The sequence below is a fragment of the Jeongeupia sp. USM3 genome (assembly GCF_001808185.1).
Lineage (GTDB): Bacteria > Pseudomonadota > Gammaproteobacteria > Burkholderiales > Chitinibacteraceae > Jeongeupia.
The window spans coordinates 3217172-3232091 of record NZ_CP017668.1; the positions used below are offsets into that span (position 1 = coordinate 3217172).

The following is a 14920-nucleotide window of genomic DNA, read 5'->3' on the forward strand; positions in this document are numbered from 1 at the left end:
GGACCGGCGGTCGCCGCAAGCGGCTCAACGGCGGTTCGCTGCGAGCTTCAGGTAGATCAGCGCCGCGGTGACGGCGTCGCCGAGCGCGTCGTGGCGCGGCCAGCGCGGCAGTTGCAGCGTCTCGAGCATTGCGTCGAGCGAGAGGTCGACCTCGGGCCGGTAGGCCGAGACGTGGCGGTCGTAGTACAGCGTGGAGACGTCGATCGCCCGGTTCGGCAGCGCAATGCCGATCCATGGCTTCAGATGGCGGTTGATGATCGCCAGATCGAACTCGAGGTAATAGCCGACCAGCGGACGCGGGCCGATGAAGTCGAGCAAGCGCGCCAGTGCCTCGTGCGCTGGCAATCCTTCGGCGACATCCTGCGGCCGCAGCCGGTGGATCGGAATCGTTCCGGCGTCGATCGGCCCTTCGGGGCGGACGGTCAGCACCAGCTTTTCGGACAGCAGCACGCGGCCGTCGCGGACCGGTACCGCGGCGATGCTCAGCAACTCGGCGCTGCGCGCATCGAGGCTGGTGGTTTCGCAGTCGAGGCTCACGCATTCGCCGGCCGGCGGCGGATCGAACAGCGCCGCGAAGCGCGGGTCGCGAAGCCGGCGGCGATTCAATCTGCAGAAGAGGGCGGCGAGCATGGACAGGCTCTCAAAAATGCTGCAGCGAGAAACGGTGCTGCACCAGCTGGCGCAGCCGCCGGGCGATGCCGAGCGCGTCCTTGAGCAGCTCGCGCTCGATCGCGGCCAGCGCCGCCGGCTGCAGCCGATACGACGGTGCTTCGCCGCGTGCCAGTTGTGCCAGTCCGAGCCTGAGCTGCAGCGCCTGCAGAAAGGAAAGCGCCTCGCTCAGGTCCCGCCCGAAGGCTGGCGCGAGCACGTGGGCGTCGACCAGCGCGTCGATGCGGCGCTGGCTGTTGGTCGCGTTGATGCCGGCCTGCAGCGCAAGCACGCGCAGGCCGTGGACGATCGGAAACAGCCCCGCTTTTTTCAGGTCGACGTGTTCGTCGCTGCCGGTCAGCCGTGAAAACAGCGATGCCGGGGCGGCGAACTGGACGATGGGCAGGGCCAGCGCGCTCAGCATCGCGTCGTTGCCGCGGCTGGCGGCGACGATGCGCTGGTGCAGCGGCGGCCACAGCGCCGCGTTGCCGGCGACCGGCGCGGCATCGAGCCACATCGCCAGTTCGAGCATCGCCGCGCCGTCCGGCGTGGCGATCTGCGCATCGAGCCGGCGGGCGAAGTCGGCCTGGCGCTGGCGCCAGTGCGGATTGCACAGCATCACGCCGCCGGGACAGCGCGGATAGCCGAAGCCGGCGAGCGCGGCGTTGTACGCGGCCGCCGCGTCGTCGAGCGGCGGACCGGCGTAGCCGTCGGCGACGATCAGCGCGTTGTCCTGATCGGTCGGGACGATCTGCTCGCCGCGCCCCTGCGAGCCGAGCGCGAGGATGCAGGCATGGGCGCGGGATTCGGGCGGGAAAACGAGCTCGAACAGCTTCTGCTGCAACTGGCCGGTCAGTTCGCTCACCAGCGAGGCGATCAGCCGGATGCGGACGCCCTGGGCGTGCAGCAGCCCGATCAGCGTACGCAGTTGCGCGGCTGCCGCGGCCAGCGCATCGACATCGCTTGCGCGTTCGATCTGCGCGGCGACGAGGTAGGAGTGGTTCGAGAAATAGGCGAGCAGGTCGATCTGCTCGAGCACGCCGACGATCCCGCCATCCCGGGTCACCGGCAGGCGCTGGACCCGGTGGCGGGTGAATGCCAGCAGCGCCTCGGCAACGTGGGCCCCGTCGGCAATCGTCAGCAGCGTGTACTGCGCGACATCGGCCAGTGTCGTCGTGGCCGCGTCGGCGCCGGCGATCACCAGGTCGCGCAGGTCGCTCTGGGTGAACAGGCCGTCGCCGCGCACGCCGCGGACCAGCACCGACGAGGTGCGCGCGTCCTTCATCGCGCGGGCGGCGTCGAGCACGCAGGCGTCGCCGGCCAGCCAGACCGGCGCACGCAGCGGCGCATCGGCGACCCGGGCGGTGATCAGCGACTGCAGTTCGCCCTGCATCGCGTGCTGCGCCAGCGCCGCGAGCCGCTGGGCGACGTCCTGATAGAACCAGGCGCCGAACAGCGGATTGCTGCGTGTCAGGGCAAGGACGAGGTCGCGCGGAATCCGGTGGACGATCGCGTCGTCGTGGACCGCGAAGGCCCGTACCGCGGTACCGCCGACGAGGGCGCGGCCGTCGAAGCAGTCGTGCTCGCGATAGCTGGCGACGATGTCGCCGTCTTCGATCTCGTCGACGACGCCCTTGATGATCACGTACAGCGCGTCGACCGCCGTCCCGGCTGCGATCGGCGTCGAACCGGCCGGAAAGTACTCGATGTCGCTGGCGGCTTCGAGCCGGTTCCGCTCGGCCCGGGTCAGGCAGTCGAACGGTGGCTGGGTGTAGCTGAAGAACTCCGGCATGGCGGTGCTCCGCGAAAAAAACGCCCCGCACTGGGCGGGGCGTTGAGGTGCTGCTGCCACTTTACAGGGCTTAGTGCTTCGATGCGCCTTCTGCGCCGATGCCGGTCATCGAACGGATGAACTGCGGCAGGAACAGGGCTTTCTCGCGGGCGGCCGATTCGCTCTTGTCGAGGGTCGAGACCAGCCAGGTGACGAAGAACGCCAGCGGCATCGAGAAGATCGCCGGGTTGTCGTACGGGAAGATTGCCGCGGCGTTGCCGAGCACCTTCACCCAGACGGTCGGGCCGAGCACGATCATCACCACCGCGCAGATCAGGCCGGCCGAACCGCCGATCACCGCGCCGCGGGTCGTCAGGCCCTTCCAGAACATCGACATGAACAGCACCGGGAAGTTGGCCGATGCGGCGATCGCGAACGCAAGGCCGACCATGAAGGCGACGTTCTGCTTCTCGAAGGCGATGCCGAGCAGGATCGCCAGGACGCCGAGCGCCACCGTCGCCATTTTCGACACGCGGATCTCGTGCGCTTCGTCGGCACGACCACGGGCAAACACGTTGGCATACAGGTCGTGCGAGACCGCCGATGCGCCCGACAGCGTCAGACCCGACACCACGGCGAGGATGGTGGCGAAGGCCACGGCCGAAATGAAGCCGAGGAAGAAGTCGCCGCCGACCGCGCTGGCGAGGTGCACCGCCGCCATGTTCGAGCCGCCGATCAGTTGCGGGATGCCGTTCTTGACGCTTTCGGTGAACTCCGGACGACCCAGCACCAGCATGATCGCGCCGAAGCCGATGATGAAGGTCAGGATGTAGAAGTAGCCGATGAAGCCGGTCGCGTAGAACACCGATTTGCGCGCTTCCTTGGCGTCCTTCACGGTGAAGAAGCGCATCAGGATGTGCGGCAGGCCGGCGGTACCGAACATCAGGCCGACGCCGAGCGAGATCGCGTCGATCGGGTTCGACACCAGGCCGCCCGGGCTCATGATCGAAATGCCTTTCGGATGCGTGGCGACGGCGGTCGCGAACATGGTCTCGAAGCTGAAGCCGCTGGCGGCGAGCACCATGAAGGCCATGAAGGTCGCGCCGCACAGCAGCAGCACCGCCTTGATGATCTGCACCCAGGTGGTCGCGAGCATGCCGCCGAAAGTCACGTAGGCGACCATCAGCACGCCGACGATGATCACCGCCGAGCTGTAGCTCATGCCGAACAGCAGCTGGATCAGCTTGCCGGCACCGACCATCTGCGCGATCAGGTACAGCAGCACGGTGACCAGGGTGCCGATGGCGGCGAAGGTGCGTACCGGCGTCTGCGAGAGGCGGTAGGACGCGACGTCGGCGAAGGTGTACTTGCCGAGGTTGCGCAGCCGTTCGGCGACGAGGAAGGTGATCAGCGGCCAGCCGACCAGAAAGCCGATTGAGTAGATCAGGCCGTCGTAGCCGCTGCCCATCACCAGTGCCGAAATCCCGAGGAACGATGCCGCCGACATGTAGTCGCCGGCGATCGCCAGGCCGTTCTGGAAGCCGGTGATGCCGCCGCCGGCCGCGTAGAAGTCCTTGGCCGAACGGGTGCGGCGCGCAGCCCAGTAGGTGATGCCGAGGGTGAAGGCGACGAAGAGCACGAACATGATGATCGCGTGCCAGTTCAGGTCGCGCTGCTTCACGGCCCCCTCGAGCGCACCGGCGGCCCAGGCCGGCGCGCCGGCACACAATGCCGTGCCGGCGAGAGCGAGCCGGGTAGATAGGGGGGTGGAAAGACGCTGGATCATTGACGGGTCTCCTCGATGAGCTCGGCGTTGAGCTGGTCGAACTCGGTGTTGGCGCGGCGTACGTAGATGCCGGTCAGCACGAAGGCCGAAACGATGACGAGCAGCCCGAGCGGGATGCCGATGGTGGTGACGCCGCTCGCGGCCAGCGGGGTGCCGAGCGTCTTGGGCGAAAACGCGATCATCAGAATCAGCCCGTAGTAGATCACGAGCATGATGATCGAAAGCAGCCAGCTCAAGCTGGTCTTCTTGTGCTCCAGTTCCCTGAACTTCGGGTTGTTCTGGATACGCTGAATCATTGCTTCATCCATGCTATCCCTCCTGAGAGTCGTTTCCGGCGGTAACCGGCGGTTACCGCTTAGTGACGCACTCTATGACCGGGACGCCGATGCGAGCTAATTGCAATTTTTGATGTCGGGAATCAGCATTTCTGATGCCGCGTTGCACGAGTCTTACTTCGTGCAGTGAAACTGCGGCGTGGCGACTACATGCGTTCGTCGTGCGTTCGCACGGCGGCGGTGGTTTGCGGGATAATCGACGGCATGGAACTGTACCAATTGCGTACCTTCGTCGCCGTCGCCCAGCAAGGCCACCTGACACAGGCGGCCGAGCTGCTCCACCTGTCGCAGCCCGCGGTCACCGCGCAGATCAAGGCGCTCGAGGAAGAGCTCGGCGTCGCGCTGTTCGAGCGCTATCCGGGGGGCGTGCAGCTGACCGAGGCGGCCAAGGACATCCTGCCCGAAGCCGAACGCATCCTCGCGCTGTCCCGCGGCATGCAGCACAAGGCCAAGGCGCTGTCGGGCGAGCCCAAGGGCAAGGTCAAGATCGGCACCATCGGTGTGCCGGCGCGGCTCAAGCTCGGGCCGTGGCTGGCCTGCCTGCGCAGCCGCTATCCGCTGCTGACGGTGCAGACGACGCACGGCATTTCCGGCGGCATCCTCAATGAAGTGCGCAAGAAGACGCTCGACGGCGGCTTCTATCTCGGCCGCAACCCGTACCAGAACGTCAACAACCTGCCGCTGACCGAAATCGGCTTCTGTGTGGCGCTGCCGCCGCTGATGGCGCCGATGCTGGCCGGTGACGACTGGGAGTCACTGGCCAGGGTGCCGTGGCTGGGGCTGTCGCAGTTCAACAGCCTGTCGTCGATCACGCAGGAGTTGTGGCGGGCGCAGAACGTGGCGCCGCGCAAGGTCGGCGAGTTCGATGAAGAGGCGACGCTGCTCGAACTCGTCAAGGCCGGGCTCGGGGTGGCGATCCTCGCCGAGCGGACTGCCAAGCGCTTTGCCGCCGACGGCTCGATCGCGCTGTGGCGGGGCGGGGACTGCGTGACCAGCGCACCGCTGCAGTTCGTCTACTCGGCCGAGCGCGAGAACGATCCGCTGGTGACGATGCTGCGCGATACGCTGCTCGAAGTGTGGCAGCCGGCCGAGTAAGGCTTACTTCGGTTCGGTGTGCTGCCTGAGCAGCTTGCCCATCAGCGAAGTTTTGGCCTTGTCGTCGGCGTTCTGTTCGCCGGTCGATGCCTTGCCGAAGCGGTCGGGCGAGCCCTTCTTGCGGATCGCGTCCTTGATTTTCACGCCGGCAAACTTCTGAAGGTCGTAGTGGTTGATCGGCATTCTGTCGTCCTCGGATCGTGGGTGCTCAAACAAAAACCCCGCCTGTAGCGGGGTTTCGAGTATGTGTCACCAGCGAAAACCAGCTTACTTGAGCTTGGTTTCCTTGTACATCACATGCTTGCGGACGACGGGATCGAACTTCTTGATCTCCATCTTTTCCGGCATGGTGCGCTTGTTCTTGGTGGTGGTGTAGAAGTGGCCGGTGCCGGCGCTCGATTCGAGCTTGATCTTTTCACGCATGGTCATTCACCCCTGATTACAGTTCGCCGCGGGCGCGCAGGTCGGCCAGAACGACGTCGATGCCGTTCTTGTCGATGGTGCGCAGCGCTGCGTTGGAAACGCGCAGACGAACCCAGCGGTTTTCGCTTTCAACCCAGAAACGACGGGATTGCAGGTTCGGAAGGAAGCGACGCTTGGTCTTGTTGTTGGCGTGGGAAACATTGTTCCCGGTCATCGGGCGCTTGCCGGTGACTTTGCATACTCGTGCCATGGTTAGGTATTCCCTGACTTCTGAGAAAAACCGGATTTATAGCACGATTCAATTGCCGCGTTCAAGCTGTGTGGCAAGTCGCTGTGGTTTGGCGGTCGTCGCGATCGCCTGCTCGATCTGCCGTGCGGCCTGCGCGGCGGTCATTGCCGGGCTGCGCCAGTAGCGGCCGATCACGTCGAACACGGCGGTGCGCGCGGCCTCGGGCAGCGCCATATTGTGCGCCCAGGACGGTACCAGCGTGTCGCGGCGACCGGCGTCGGCCAGCGCGCGGGCCGACAGACGGGCGCAGCCGTCGTAACGTTCGAGCTGCACATCGGTCCGGGCGGGGATATTGCCTTTGTAAAAATTGAAGGCTTCCTGAGCCGTCTTGCCCATCGCGATCCGCGCCAGCTCCTGCTGTGCCTGGTGGGCGGGACCGTGCTGGCGGAACATGACCAGCATGTCCGCATCGAAGCTGAATGCCGAGGCGGAACCCGGCGCGGCGGTACACAGGTAGTCGCGCCCGGGCTGCTTGCCGGCGGCGGCGAACTCGCCCTTGGCCCAGTCGCCGAACACGGCCATCGCCGCGCGGCCTTCGATGACGTCGGCGGCGACCTGATGCCACTCGCGCCCCGGGCCGGTGGCGTTGGTATAGGGCTTGAGTCTTTTGAACAGCTCCAGCGCCCGGACGAAGCGCGGGTCGCGGGTCGCGCCGGCGACCGGTGTGACGAAGACCTGCCGGTGAATGTCGCTGCCGGCCTCGGCCAGGATGACGGCTTCGAGCAACGTTGCCAGTTGCCAGTTCTGCTGGCCGAGGGCAAGCGGCACGATCCCGGCATGCCGCAGCTTGTCGGCGAGCGGAAAGAACGCCTTCCAGCTTTGCGGCGGCGTGGCGCCGACACGCTGCAGGACGGCGGCGTTGCTCCAGAGCATGTTGACCCGTGCGAGTCCCAGCGGCACGGCCACGTAGCGGTCGTCGACCTTCAGCATGGCGTCGAGCACCGGCGGCAGGATGCCGGACCATGCCTGCTCGTCGGCAACGTCGCTGATGTCGCCAAGCAGCCCCTGCCGGTGCCATTCCTGCCACTGGGTCCCGCCGGTCATTGCGGCGGTGGGCAGGTTGTCCGAGCGGGCACGGGTGCGCAGCACGCCGAGCGCGTTCTCGCCGCCGCCGCCGACAACGCTGAAATCGTTCCAGCGGTAGCCGGCAGCGTTGACGCGCTGCTTGAGCTCCAGCAGCGCGCGCGTCTCGCCGGGCGAGGTCCACCAGTGCAGCACCTCGATGTCGGCCGCCTGCGCGTTCAGCGCGGCGGCCAGGGCGGCGATTGCGGCGCGGGTCTTCATTCGGCCGGTGGTGCGAGCACCGTGCGGTTGCCGTTGGTTTCCATCGGGCTGACGAGGCCGGCGGCTTCCATGCTCTCGATCAGCCGCGCGGCGCGGTTGTAGCCGATGCGCAGCTGGCGCTGGACCGACGAGATCGATGCACGGCGCGACTTGATCACGAAGGCCACGGCCTCGTCGTACAGCGGGTCGGCTTCCGGATCGGCATTGCCGCTGCCTTCCCACGGTGCCCCGCCGGCGGCTTCGGCTTCGAAGCCGCCGTTGAGCACGCCGTCGATGTAGTCGGGCTCGCCGGTACTCTTCAGGTATTCGACCACCTTGTGCACCTCGTCGTCGGCGACGAAGGCGCCGTGGACGCGCTGCGGATAGCCGGTGCCCGGCGGCAGGAACAGCATGTCGCCCTGGCCCAAGAGCGCCTCGGCGCCCATCTGGTCGAGGATGGTGCGGCTGTCGATCTTGCTCGACACCTGGAACGCCAGCCGGGTCGGGATGTTGGCCTTGATCAGCCCGGTGATCACGTCGACCGACGGCCGCTGGGTCGCGAGGATCAGGTGGATGCCGGCGGCGCGGGCCTTCTGCGCCAGCCGGGCGATCAGCTCCTCGATCTTCTTGCCGGCGACCATCATCAGGTCGGCGAACTCGTCGACGACGACGACGATGAAGGGCAGGTGCTCGACCGGCTCCGGGTTGTCCGGGGTCAAGGTGAATGGGTTGGTCAGTTTCTGGCCGGCCTTCTCGGCTTCCTTGACCTTCTGGTTGAAGCCGGCGAGGTTGCGCACGCCGAAATGGCTCATCAGCCGGTAGCGTTTCTCCATCTCGGCCACGCACCAGTTCAGCGCGTTGGCGGCGAGCTTCATGTCGGTGACGACCGGCGCCAAGAGGTGCGGGATGCCGTCGTAGACCGACAGCTCGAGCATCTTCGGGTCGACCATGATGAAGCGGACTTCTTCCGGCGTTGCCTTGTACAGCAGCGAGAGAATCATCGCGTTGACGCCAACCGACTTGCCCGAGCCGGTGGTGCCGGCGACGAGCATGTGCGGCGCCTTGGCGAGATCGGTGACGCTCGGCTTGCCGGTGATGTCCTTGCCCAGCGCCATCGTCAGCTTCGAATGCATGCCGTGGAAGGCTTCGGACGACAGGATTTCCGACAGCCGGATCATCTGCCGCTTCGGGTTCGGCAGCTCGAGCCCCATGCAGGTCTTGCCGGGGATGGTCTCGACGACGCGGATGCTGACAAGGCCGAGCGCGCGCGCCAGGTCCTTCATCAGGTTGACGATCTGCGCGCCCTTGACGCCGACCGCCGGCTCGATCTCGTAGCGGGTGATCACCGGGCCCGGGTAGGCGGCGATGACCTTGACCTCGACATTGAACTCGGCGAGTTTCCGCTCGATCAGCCGCGAGGTGAATTCGAGCGTGTCGTTGCTGATGCTTTCCTGCGCGGTCGGCACCGGCGCAAGCAGGCTCAGCGCCGGCAGGCCGCCGGCGACCGGTGCCGGAAGGTCGTCGAAGCCGAACAGCGTCGGCTGGACCGTCTTCTTCTGCTGTGCTTCGGCTTCCTTCTCGGCGGCCTTGATCACCGCCTTGGCGACCGGGACCTCGATCTGCGGCGTTTCGATCTTCAGCGGCGCCTTGTCTCCCTGTTTCTTTTTCTCGCTGCTGACCTTCTCTTCGCGCAGCACCGACGCCTGACGGCCGATACGGCGGTCCTGCGCGGCCTGCCAGGTGTCGACGCATTTGAAACCCAGCCATTCGATGCCGGTGCCGAGCCTTTCCATCAGCGCCAGCCATGACAGACCGGTGAACAGCGAAACGCCGAGCGCCCAGACGACGAACAGGGTCAGCGTGGCGCCGGCGAAGCCGAGGGCCCGGTACAGCCAGCCGCCGAGCGCCACGCCGACGATGCCGCCGTGCGCCAGCGGCAGGTCGATGTCGAGCGTGTGCAGGCGGAGCGCCTCGAGGCTGCTGCTTGCCAGCAGGATCATGAAGAAACCGGTGCACGCGAGCAGTACGACCGGCCGGGACGAATCGTTGACGTGGTCGATCCGCCGGTAGCCCCACAGGATGGCGGCGAGGCAGAACGCGATCCACCACCACGCCGAGAGGCCGAATGCCGAGAGCAGGATGTCGGCGACCCAGGCGCCGACGCTGCCGCCACGGTTCTGCACCGCCGCCTGTGTCGCGCTGTGCGACCAGCCCGGGTCGGCGCGGTGGTAGCTGCCGAGCGCGAGCACCAGGTAGACGACGATGGCGACCAGCAGCAGCCACCACGACTCGCGCAGCACGCTGGCGAACTGCGGCGGCAAGGCGGTGCGGGTCGACGCCTTGGCGATGTTTTTCTTGCGGAAAATGGCCATGTCGCAACGATGGAAAGCGGTTCAGTCGGCGATTATAAGCGCTTCGCCGCTACGCAGGGCGCGATGACGACGGGCTGTGTTCATTCGAGATGGCGGCGTTGCCACTCGAGATAGCAGGCATGGACGTGGCGGGTGTAAGCATCGCGATCGGTGAAGTCGGCCGGGTCGAACGCGTCGTAGACGTGGTAGTTGGCGCGCCGGTTCGGCGCACGGGCGATCTGGATCAGCATCTGCGGCAGCGTCTGCCCCTCCCAGGCGAATGCGGCCTGTGCCTCGTAGTGCACGAAGACCGGGACGACGGGGATGCCGGTTTCGAGCGAGATCGTGAACGCGCCGTAGTGGAAGCGTTCGGCGAGGCGCCGGCCCTTGCAGCCGCCTTCGGGGTAGATCGCGATATTGCGGCCGTTGCGGGCCGCCTCGGTCATCGCGACCAGCGCGCCCTGGCGCGAGTCCTTGCTTTCGCGCTTGACGAAAACCGTTCCGGCTACGGCGGCGATCCGGCCGACGAACCACCAGTCGCGGACCTCGATCTTGGCCAGGTTGACGACGTCGAACAGCGCCGGGATGCCGACGAGTTCGAGCGCCGACGGGTGGTTGGCGATCAGGATGAAATGCTCGGGCAGCGGCCGGGCCTGATGCTGATGAAGCCGCAGGTCGACGTCGAGCGCCCGGACGAAGCAGCTGCACCAGCGGCGAAACAGCCGCGGATATCCGCCGGCCAGCCACGATCGGGGCAGCAGGCCGAGCAGCAGCAGGGCCAGCGTGAACAGCGCCAGATCGAGCCAGGCCAGCCCGCGGAGCGACAGATGAAGCAGCCAGCGCATATGGCCTCCGGAGTCCTGCTTCCGGTTTAGCGCAGCCGACAAAATCCTGCTGGCGGCGTTGTGCTCGCTTGCAGTACCGATCGTACCGTTGTGGCCGAAGGGAGTCCCTGTGGGACTTTTCGGACCCTAAAGGGCCCCTGGGGCATTCGCTGCTTGGCCTTGCATGGCTCCCGCCGACGCGCGGCAAGTCCCCGAACTGGCGCTCAGCCCCGCAGGTAGCCGGCGAGCTTGTTCTCGTAGAGCCGCGGGTTCTCGCCGCAGGCGATCGCGACCAGGCCTTCGAGCAGCATCTCGCGATGGACGACTTCGCTGTGGATGTGGCGCTTGAGCTTGCCGGCGATCGGCAGGAAAACGAGGTTGGCGATGCCGACGCCGTAGATCGTCGCGACAAAGGCGACGGCGATGCCGGCGCCGAGCTTGGACGGATCGGACAGGTTCTCCATCACGTGGATCAGCCCGAGCACCGCGCCGAGAATCCCCAGCGTCGGCGCGTAGCCGCCTGCGGCTTCCCAGATCTTGGCGGCGGCCTTGGCGCTGGCCTCGTACGCGTCGATGTCGAGCTCGAATGCGCGGCGGATCATCTCGGGCTCGGCGCCGTCGACGAGCATCTGCAGTCCGCGTTTGACGAACGGATCCTTCTCGGCGTTCATCACGTTCTCGAGCGCCAAGAGGCCGCCGCGGCGCGACTGGTGGCCCCAGTTGACCAGCGTGGCCAGCAGCTTGCGGTTGTCGTGCTGCGGCGGTACGAACACCCAGCGCAGCATCTTCATCCCGGCGACGAAGTCGCTCATCCGGCTCTGCAGCATCACCGCACCGGCAGTACCGCCGATCACGATCAGGAAGGCCGTCAGCTGCAGCAGCGAGCCGAGATGGCCGCCCTCGAGCCACTGGCCGAGCAGGATGGCGGTCAGGCCGATGGCGAGGCCGAGGATGCTGATCTTGTCCATTTATCTGGCAGTCCAGTCGGTCAGGCGGGTGCGCAGCCGCGCAACGGCCTGGCTGTGCAGCTGGCAGACGCGCGATTCGGAAACACCGAGCACGGCGCCGATTTCCTTGAGGTTGAGTTCTTCGTCGTAGTACAGCGCCATCAGCAGTTTTTCGCGTTCGGGCAGTTGCGCTATCCCTTCGATCAGCCGGGCGCGGAAGTGGCTGTCGTCGAGCTGCGCCAGCGGATCGGCGTCCCGGTCGGCGGCGATCGTGTCGAGCAGCGAGCCGTCGTCGTCGTGGCCGGCATGGTCGTCGAAATGGATCAACTGATGGCCGCGTGCGTCGCCGAGCATGTCCTGATAGTCGGCCAGCGGCAGGTCGAGCGCCTTGGCGACCTCGGCTTCGCTCGGCGCGCGCCCGAGCGTGTGTTCGAGTTTGTGGATTGCCGCATCGATGCCACGCAGATTGCGCCGCGCCTGGCGCGGCAGCCAGTCGGCGTTGCGCAGCTCGTCGAGCATGGCGCCGCGGATACGCTGTGATGCAAAGGTATCGAACTGGACGCCGGCGCCCGGATCGAAGTTGCGCGCCGCATCCATCAGCCCGATCAGGCCGACCTGGATCAGATCCTCGACGTCGACGCTGGCCGGCAGCCGCGCGATCAGGTGGTAGGCGATCTTCTTGACCAGCGGCGTCGAGCGCGCAAGCAGCTCCGCATCGCTGTCGGAGCGGGTGTCACGGTAAAGCTTGAGGGCGCGTTTATTGGGCATGGATCTTGGCGGAACGGGTGCCGGGCCAGTTTACCGCAACGCGGCCCGGCTTTCGCCCGCCAGCGCCGTTTCCAGTTGGGAAAGCGCATCAGCGAGCGCGGCGTTGCTCGCCGCGGCCAGGCCGTCGCTGCTGACCGGTGCGACCCTGGCCCTGCCGGTGATCACGAGCGCCCGGCCGGCTTCACCCGGACTGCCGAGGTCGAGCCGCAGTTCGATGACGGCGGTGGCTGGCTGCTCCGGGCGCAGGTCGAAATACAGCGCGGCGACCCGGCCGGTGACGACATGGCGGGCGGCCTGCCGGTCGAGCGTCGGTGTCGCGCCGGCCGCGGTCAGCCAGGCCGCCAGCCGGCGGTCGATCAGCCGGCCCGGGGCGGACAGGTAACCGCGATACGGGTCGACGACGAAGCGCTGTGCGGCTTCGCGATAGACGAAACCGCGCTGCCCGAACGGCTCGTCGACGGTCAGCGGGGCCGCATAGACGGTGCCGGACAGGCTGGCCTGGCCTGCCGGGCGCTCGCTGGTGAGCAGGTAGTTGAATTCGCTGGTCGGCCGGCTGCCGCCGGCGCAGCCGGCGATCAACAGGCTGGCGATGATGATCAGAAGGGGGCGCATGGCGTGCCTCAGCGTTTCGGCAGGGAATAGGGCGCCGGCGGTTCGGAGAACAGCAGCGATGACGGATTGGCGCGGATGTCGTGCAGCAGCGCGTCGAGCTCGGCGCTGCCGCGGTCGAGGTTGTCGAGCGTGCTGCCGAGCGCTGCATGGCGTTCGGCGAGCAGCCGGTCGACCTCGCCGAGCGACTGGTTGAGCCGGTTCAGCGACGACCCCCATGCCGGGTTGGCGAGCAGCGCATTGGCCGATTTCAGCGTTGCGTGCAGCTCGGCCGGTGCGCTGGCGAGCGCCGGGTCGGCGAGCAGGGCGCCGAGCCGCGCATTGTTCTGCCGCAACTCGCGCACCAGGGCCAGCGTCTCGTCGCCGATCGGCTTCAACTGCATCGCCGCCAGCTGTTCGGTGGCCTGTTGCGTATTGCGGCCGATTTCCTCGAGCGGCAGTGCGTTCAGCTTGCTGTCGACGGTGTCGGCGGCCTGCTCGACCTTGTCGACCATGGTCTGCAGGTCGAGCTTGGCGAGCTTGTCGGCGATGCTTTGCGTCGCGTTCAGCAACTGGCCGACGGTGCTGCGCGCCGACGGCACGTAGAGCGCCGTCGGCTTCCAGTTGATCGGCAGGATCGGGCTGGGCTTGCCCTCGACATAGTCGATCTCGATGTAGTTGGCACCGGTCAGGCCCTGCGGCGCGATGCGAACGCGCAGGCCACGGGCGATTTCGCCGTTCAGTGCGGCCTGGTTCAGCGTGGCCGCGGCGCGCGGCCCGAGTGTTTCGGGGTTCAGTTGCATTTCGATCAGCACGTAGTGATGGCGCCAGCCGCTGGTGGCGGCCTCGGGATACTTGCTCGCGGTGAAGCCGATCTTGCTGACCTCGCCGATCGCGACGCCGCGGTAGCGGACCGACGAACCGATGTCGAGACCCTTGACCGACTCGTTGAAGTACGTCTCCATCACCGGCGCGGTCGAGAACCAGCGGCCGGCACCGAAGGCGATCAGCAGCACCAGCGTCAGCGCCAGCGCCAGCGTGACGAACAGGCCGAGGCGGATATGGCTTTGTCGTGGGGTCATGCGGCCACCTTGCGATGAAAGAAGCGCTGGACGCGTTCGTCCGGCGAATGGTTGGCGAGCTCGGCCGGCGGGCCGCTCGCGATCACGCCGCGGACGCTGGCGTCGAGCATCAGCGCGGTATCGGCGATCGCCATGATGCTCGCGAGTTCATGGGTGACGACGACGAAGGTCAGGCCGAGGCTGTGCGAGAGCTGGAGGATCAGCGCGTCGAGCTCGGCACCGGTGACCGGATCAAGCCCGGCCGACGGTTCATCGAGGAAGACGATCTCGGGGTCGAGCGCGATCGCGCGGGCGATCGCAACGCGCTTCTGCATCCCGCCCGACAGCGACGCCGGCACGTAGTCGGCGAACTTCTCGAGCCCGACGAGGCGCAGCTTGAGCCGGGCGACCAGTTCGACCGCGGCGGTGTCGAGCGCCGTGTGCTCGGACAGCGGCAGCATCACGTTCTCGAGCACGGAGAGCGAGCCGAACAGCGCGCCGGACTGGTAGGCGACGCCGAAACGCTTGTACAGCGCCAGCCGTGCCGCGCCGTCGAGTGCGGTCAGCTCCTCGCCGGCGAGCCAGATCCGTCCCGACATCGGCCGGTACAGGCCGATCAGGTTCTTCAGCAACGTCGACTTGCCGCAGCCCGATCCGCCGAGGATGACGAAGACTTCGCCGCGTTCGACCTCGAACGACACGTCGTCGAGGATCACCTTGTCGTCGTAACCGCAGACGAGGTGTTCGGCGCGGATGATCGGATCGCTCATT

At 66.8% G+C, this 14920-nt stretch carries 16 protein-coding genes; 1 reads left to right on the top strand and 15 read right to left on the bottom strand.

Translation table 11 applies throughout. The features are described from left to right. Positions 1-24 precede the first annotated feature (24 nt). From BJP62_RS15220 to BJP62_RS15235, 4 genes are all read right to left on the bottom strand, one after another. A complete protein-coding gene (locus BJP62_RS15220) occupies positions 25-630 on the bottom strand; it encodes a 3'-5' exonuclease (protein WP_070530959.1) in 606 nt (201 codons plus the stop codon). A 10-nt stretch (positions 631-640) separates the two neighbouring features. Next, the gene (locus tag BJP62_RS15225) at positions 641-2440 is read right to left on the bottom strand and encodes a putative nucleotidyltransferase substrate binding domain-containing protein (RefSeq protein WP_070530961.1); all 1800 of its coding nucleotides are present in this window, start codon (positions 2438-2440) and stop codon (positions 641-643) included. Positions 2441-2510: 70 nt separating this feature from the next. After that, positions 2511-4205, bottom strand: coding sequence for a cation acetate symporter (locus BJP62_RS15230; protein WP_070530962.1), 1695 nt, complete (start codon positions 4203-4205; stop codon positions 2511-2513). Next, the gene (locus BJP62_RS15235) at positions 4202-4513 is read right to left on the bottom strand and encodes a DUF485 domain-containing protein (protein WP_070530964.1); all 312 of its coding nucleotides are present in this window, start codon (positions 4511-4513) and stop codon (positions 4202-4204) included. Before BJP62_RS15235 ends, BJP62_RS15230 begins: the two co-directional genes overlap by 4 nt. A gap of 231 nt (positions 4514-4744) precedes the next feature. Here BJP62_RS15235 and BJP62_RS15240 point away from each other — a divergent pair, with 231 nt between their 5' ends. Continuing rightward, positions 4745-5635: a LysR family transcriptional regulator gene (locus BJP62_RS15240; RefSeq protein WP_070530966.1), complete on the top strand. Its 891-nt coding sequence runs from the start codon at positions 4745-4747 to the stop codon at positions 5633-5635. Positions 5636-5638: 3 nt separating this feature from the next. On the opposite strand, the gene BJP62_RS15245 is transcribed toward BJP62_RS15240, so the two are convergent. The 11 genes from BJP62_RS15245 to BJP62_RS15295 form a co-directional block, all read right to left on the bottom strand. Beyond that, entirely contained in the window at positions 5639-5818 is a 180-nt protein-coding gene (locus tag BJP62_RS15245; protein ID WP_070530968.1) for a hypothetical protein, read from the bottom strand. 84 nt (positions 5819-5902) lie between these two features. Further along, on the bottom strand, positions 5903-6058 hold the full coding sequence (gene rpmG, locus BJP62_RS15250) for a 50S ribosomal protein L33 (protein ID WP_067110116.1): 156 nt from the start codon (positions 6056-6058) through the stop codon (positions 5903-5905). A 16-nt stretch (positions 6059-6074) separates the two neighbouring features. Next, complete coding sequence (gene rpmB / locus BJP62_RS15255; protein WP_070530970.1) at positions 6075-6308, bottom strand: 50S ribosomal protein L28; 234 nt, start codon at positions 6306-6308, stop codon at positions 6075-6077. Between the two features lie 48 nt (positions 6309-6356). Further along, positions 6357-7631, bottom strand: a complete 1275-nt coding sequence (locus BJP62_RS15260; protein ID WP_070530972.1) for an ABC transporter substrate-binding protein — start codon at positions 7629-7631, stop codon at positions 6357-6359. After that, entirely contained in the window at positions 7628-9982 is a 2355-nt protein-coding gene (locus tag BJP62_RS15265) for a DNA translocase FtsK (protein ID WP_070530974.1), read from the bottom strand. The genes BJP62_RS15260 and BJP62_RS15265 overlap by 4 nt, the downstream gene beginning before the upstream one ends. A gap of 80 nt (positions 9983-10062) precedes the next feature. Continuing rightward, positions 10063-10806 carry a 1-acyl-sn-glycerol-3-phosphate acyltransferase gene (locus BJP62_RS15270; protein WP_070530976.1) on the bottom strand — a complete coding sequence of 248 codons (744 nt, stop codon included), beginning with the start codon at positions 10804-10806 and terminating at the stop codon, positions 10063-10065. 203 nt (positions 10807-11009) lie between these two features. Beyond that, positions 11010-11753, bottom strand: a complete 744-nt coding sequence (locus tag BJP62_RS15275; RefSeq protein ID WP_070530978.1) for a flagellar motor protein — start codon at positions 11751-11753, stop codon at positions 11010-11012. Beyond that, the gene (locus tag BJP62_RS15280) at positions 11754-12500 is read right to left on the bottom strand and encodes an RNA polymerase sigma factor FliA (RefSeq protein WP_070530980.1); all 747 of its coding nucleotides are present in this window, start codon (positions 12498-12500) and stop codon (positions 11754-11756) included. A gap of 30 nt (positions 12501-12530) precedes the next feature. Further along, a complete protein-coding gene (locus tag BJP62_RS15285) occupies positions 12531-13112 on the bottom strand; it encodes a hypothetical protein (protein ID WP_070530982.1) in 582 nt (193 codons plus the stop codon). An 8-nt stretch (positions 13113-13120) separates the two neighbouring features. Next, entirely contained in the window at positions 13121-14170 is a 1050-nt protein-coding gene (locus tag BJP62_RS15290; protein ID WP_070530984.1) for an MlaD family protein, read from the bottom strand. Beyond that, the gene (locus tag BJP62_RS15295; protein WP_236943614.1) at positions 14167-14919 is read right to left on the bottom strand and encodes an ABC transporter ATP-binding protein; all 753 of its coding nucleotides are present in this window, start codon (positions 14917-14919) and stop codon (positions 14167-14169) included. Before BJP62_RS15295 ends, BJP62_RS15290 begins: the two co-directional genes overlap by 4 nt. Position 14920: the final 1 nt, after the last annotated feature.

Coding starts and splice junctions, on each gene's coding strand:
- BJP62_RS15220 (WP_070530959.1), bottom strand. CDS start 630: ATGCTCGCCGCCCTCTTCTGCAGATTGAATCGCCGCCGGCTTCGCGAC.
- BJP62_RS15225 (WP_070530961.1), bottom strand. CDS start 2,440: ATGCCGGAGTTCTTCAGCTACACCCAGCCACCGTTCGACTGCCTGACC.
- BJP62_RS15230 (WP_070530962.1), bottom strand. CDS start 4,205: ATGATCCAGCGTCTTTCCACCCCCCTATCTACCCGGCTCGCTCTCGCC.
- BJP62_RS15235 (WP_070530964.1), bottom strand. CDS start 4,513: ATGGATGAAGCAATGATTCAGCGTATCCAGAACAACCCGAAGTTCAGG.
- BJP62_RS15240 (WP_070530966.1), top strand. CDS start 4,745: ATGGAACTGTACCAATTGCGTACCTTCGTCGCCGTCGCCCAGCAAGGC.
- BJP62_RS15245 (WP_070530968.1), bottom strand. CDS start 5,818: ATGCCGATCAACCACTACGACCTTCAGAAGTTTGCCGGCGTGAAAATC.
- rpmG (WP_067110116.1), bottom strand. CDS start 6,058: ATGCGTGAAAAGATCAAGCTCGAATCGAGCGCCGGCACCGGCCACTTC.
- rpmB (WP_070530970.1), bottom strand. CDS start 6,308: ATGGCACGAGTATGCAAAGTCACCGGCAAGCGCCCGATGACCGGGAAC.
- BJP62_RS15260 (WP_070530972.1), bottom strand. CDS start 7,631: ATGAAGACCCGCGCCGCAATCGCCGCCCTGGCCGCCGCGCTGAACGCG.
- BJP62_RS15265 (WP_070530974.1), bottom strand. CDS start 9,982: ATGGCCATTTTCCGCAAGAAAAACATCGCCAAGGCGTCGACCCGCACC.
- BJP62_RS15270 (WP_070530976.1), bottom strand. CDS start 10,806: ATGCGCTGGCTGCTTCATCTGTCGCTCCGCGGGCTGGCCTGGCTCGAT.
- BJP62_RS15275 (WP_070530978.1), bottom strand. CDS start 11,753: ATGGACAAGATCAGCATCCTCGGCCTCGCCATCGGCCTGACCGCCATC.
- BJP62_RS15280 (WP_070530980.1), bottom strand. CDS start 12,500: ATGCCCAATAAACGCGCCCTCAAGCTTTACCGTGACACCCGCTCCGAC.
- BJP62_RS15285 (WP_070530982.1), bottom strand. CDS start 13,112: ATGCGCCCCCTTCTGATCATCATCGCCAGCCTGTTGATCGCCGGCTGC.
- BJP62_RS15290 (WP_070530984.1), bottom strand. CDS start 14,170: ATGACCCCACGACAAAGCCATATCCGCCTCGGCCTGTTCGTCACGCTG.
- BJP62_RS15295 (WP_236943614.1), bottom strand. CDS start 14,919: ATGAGCGATCCGATCATCCGCGCCGAACACCTCGTCTGCGGTTACGAC.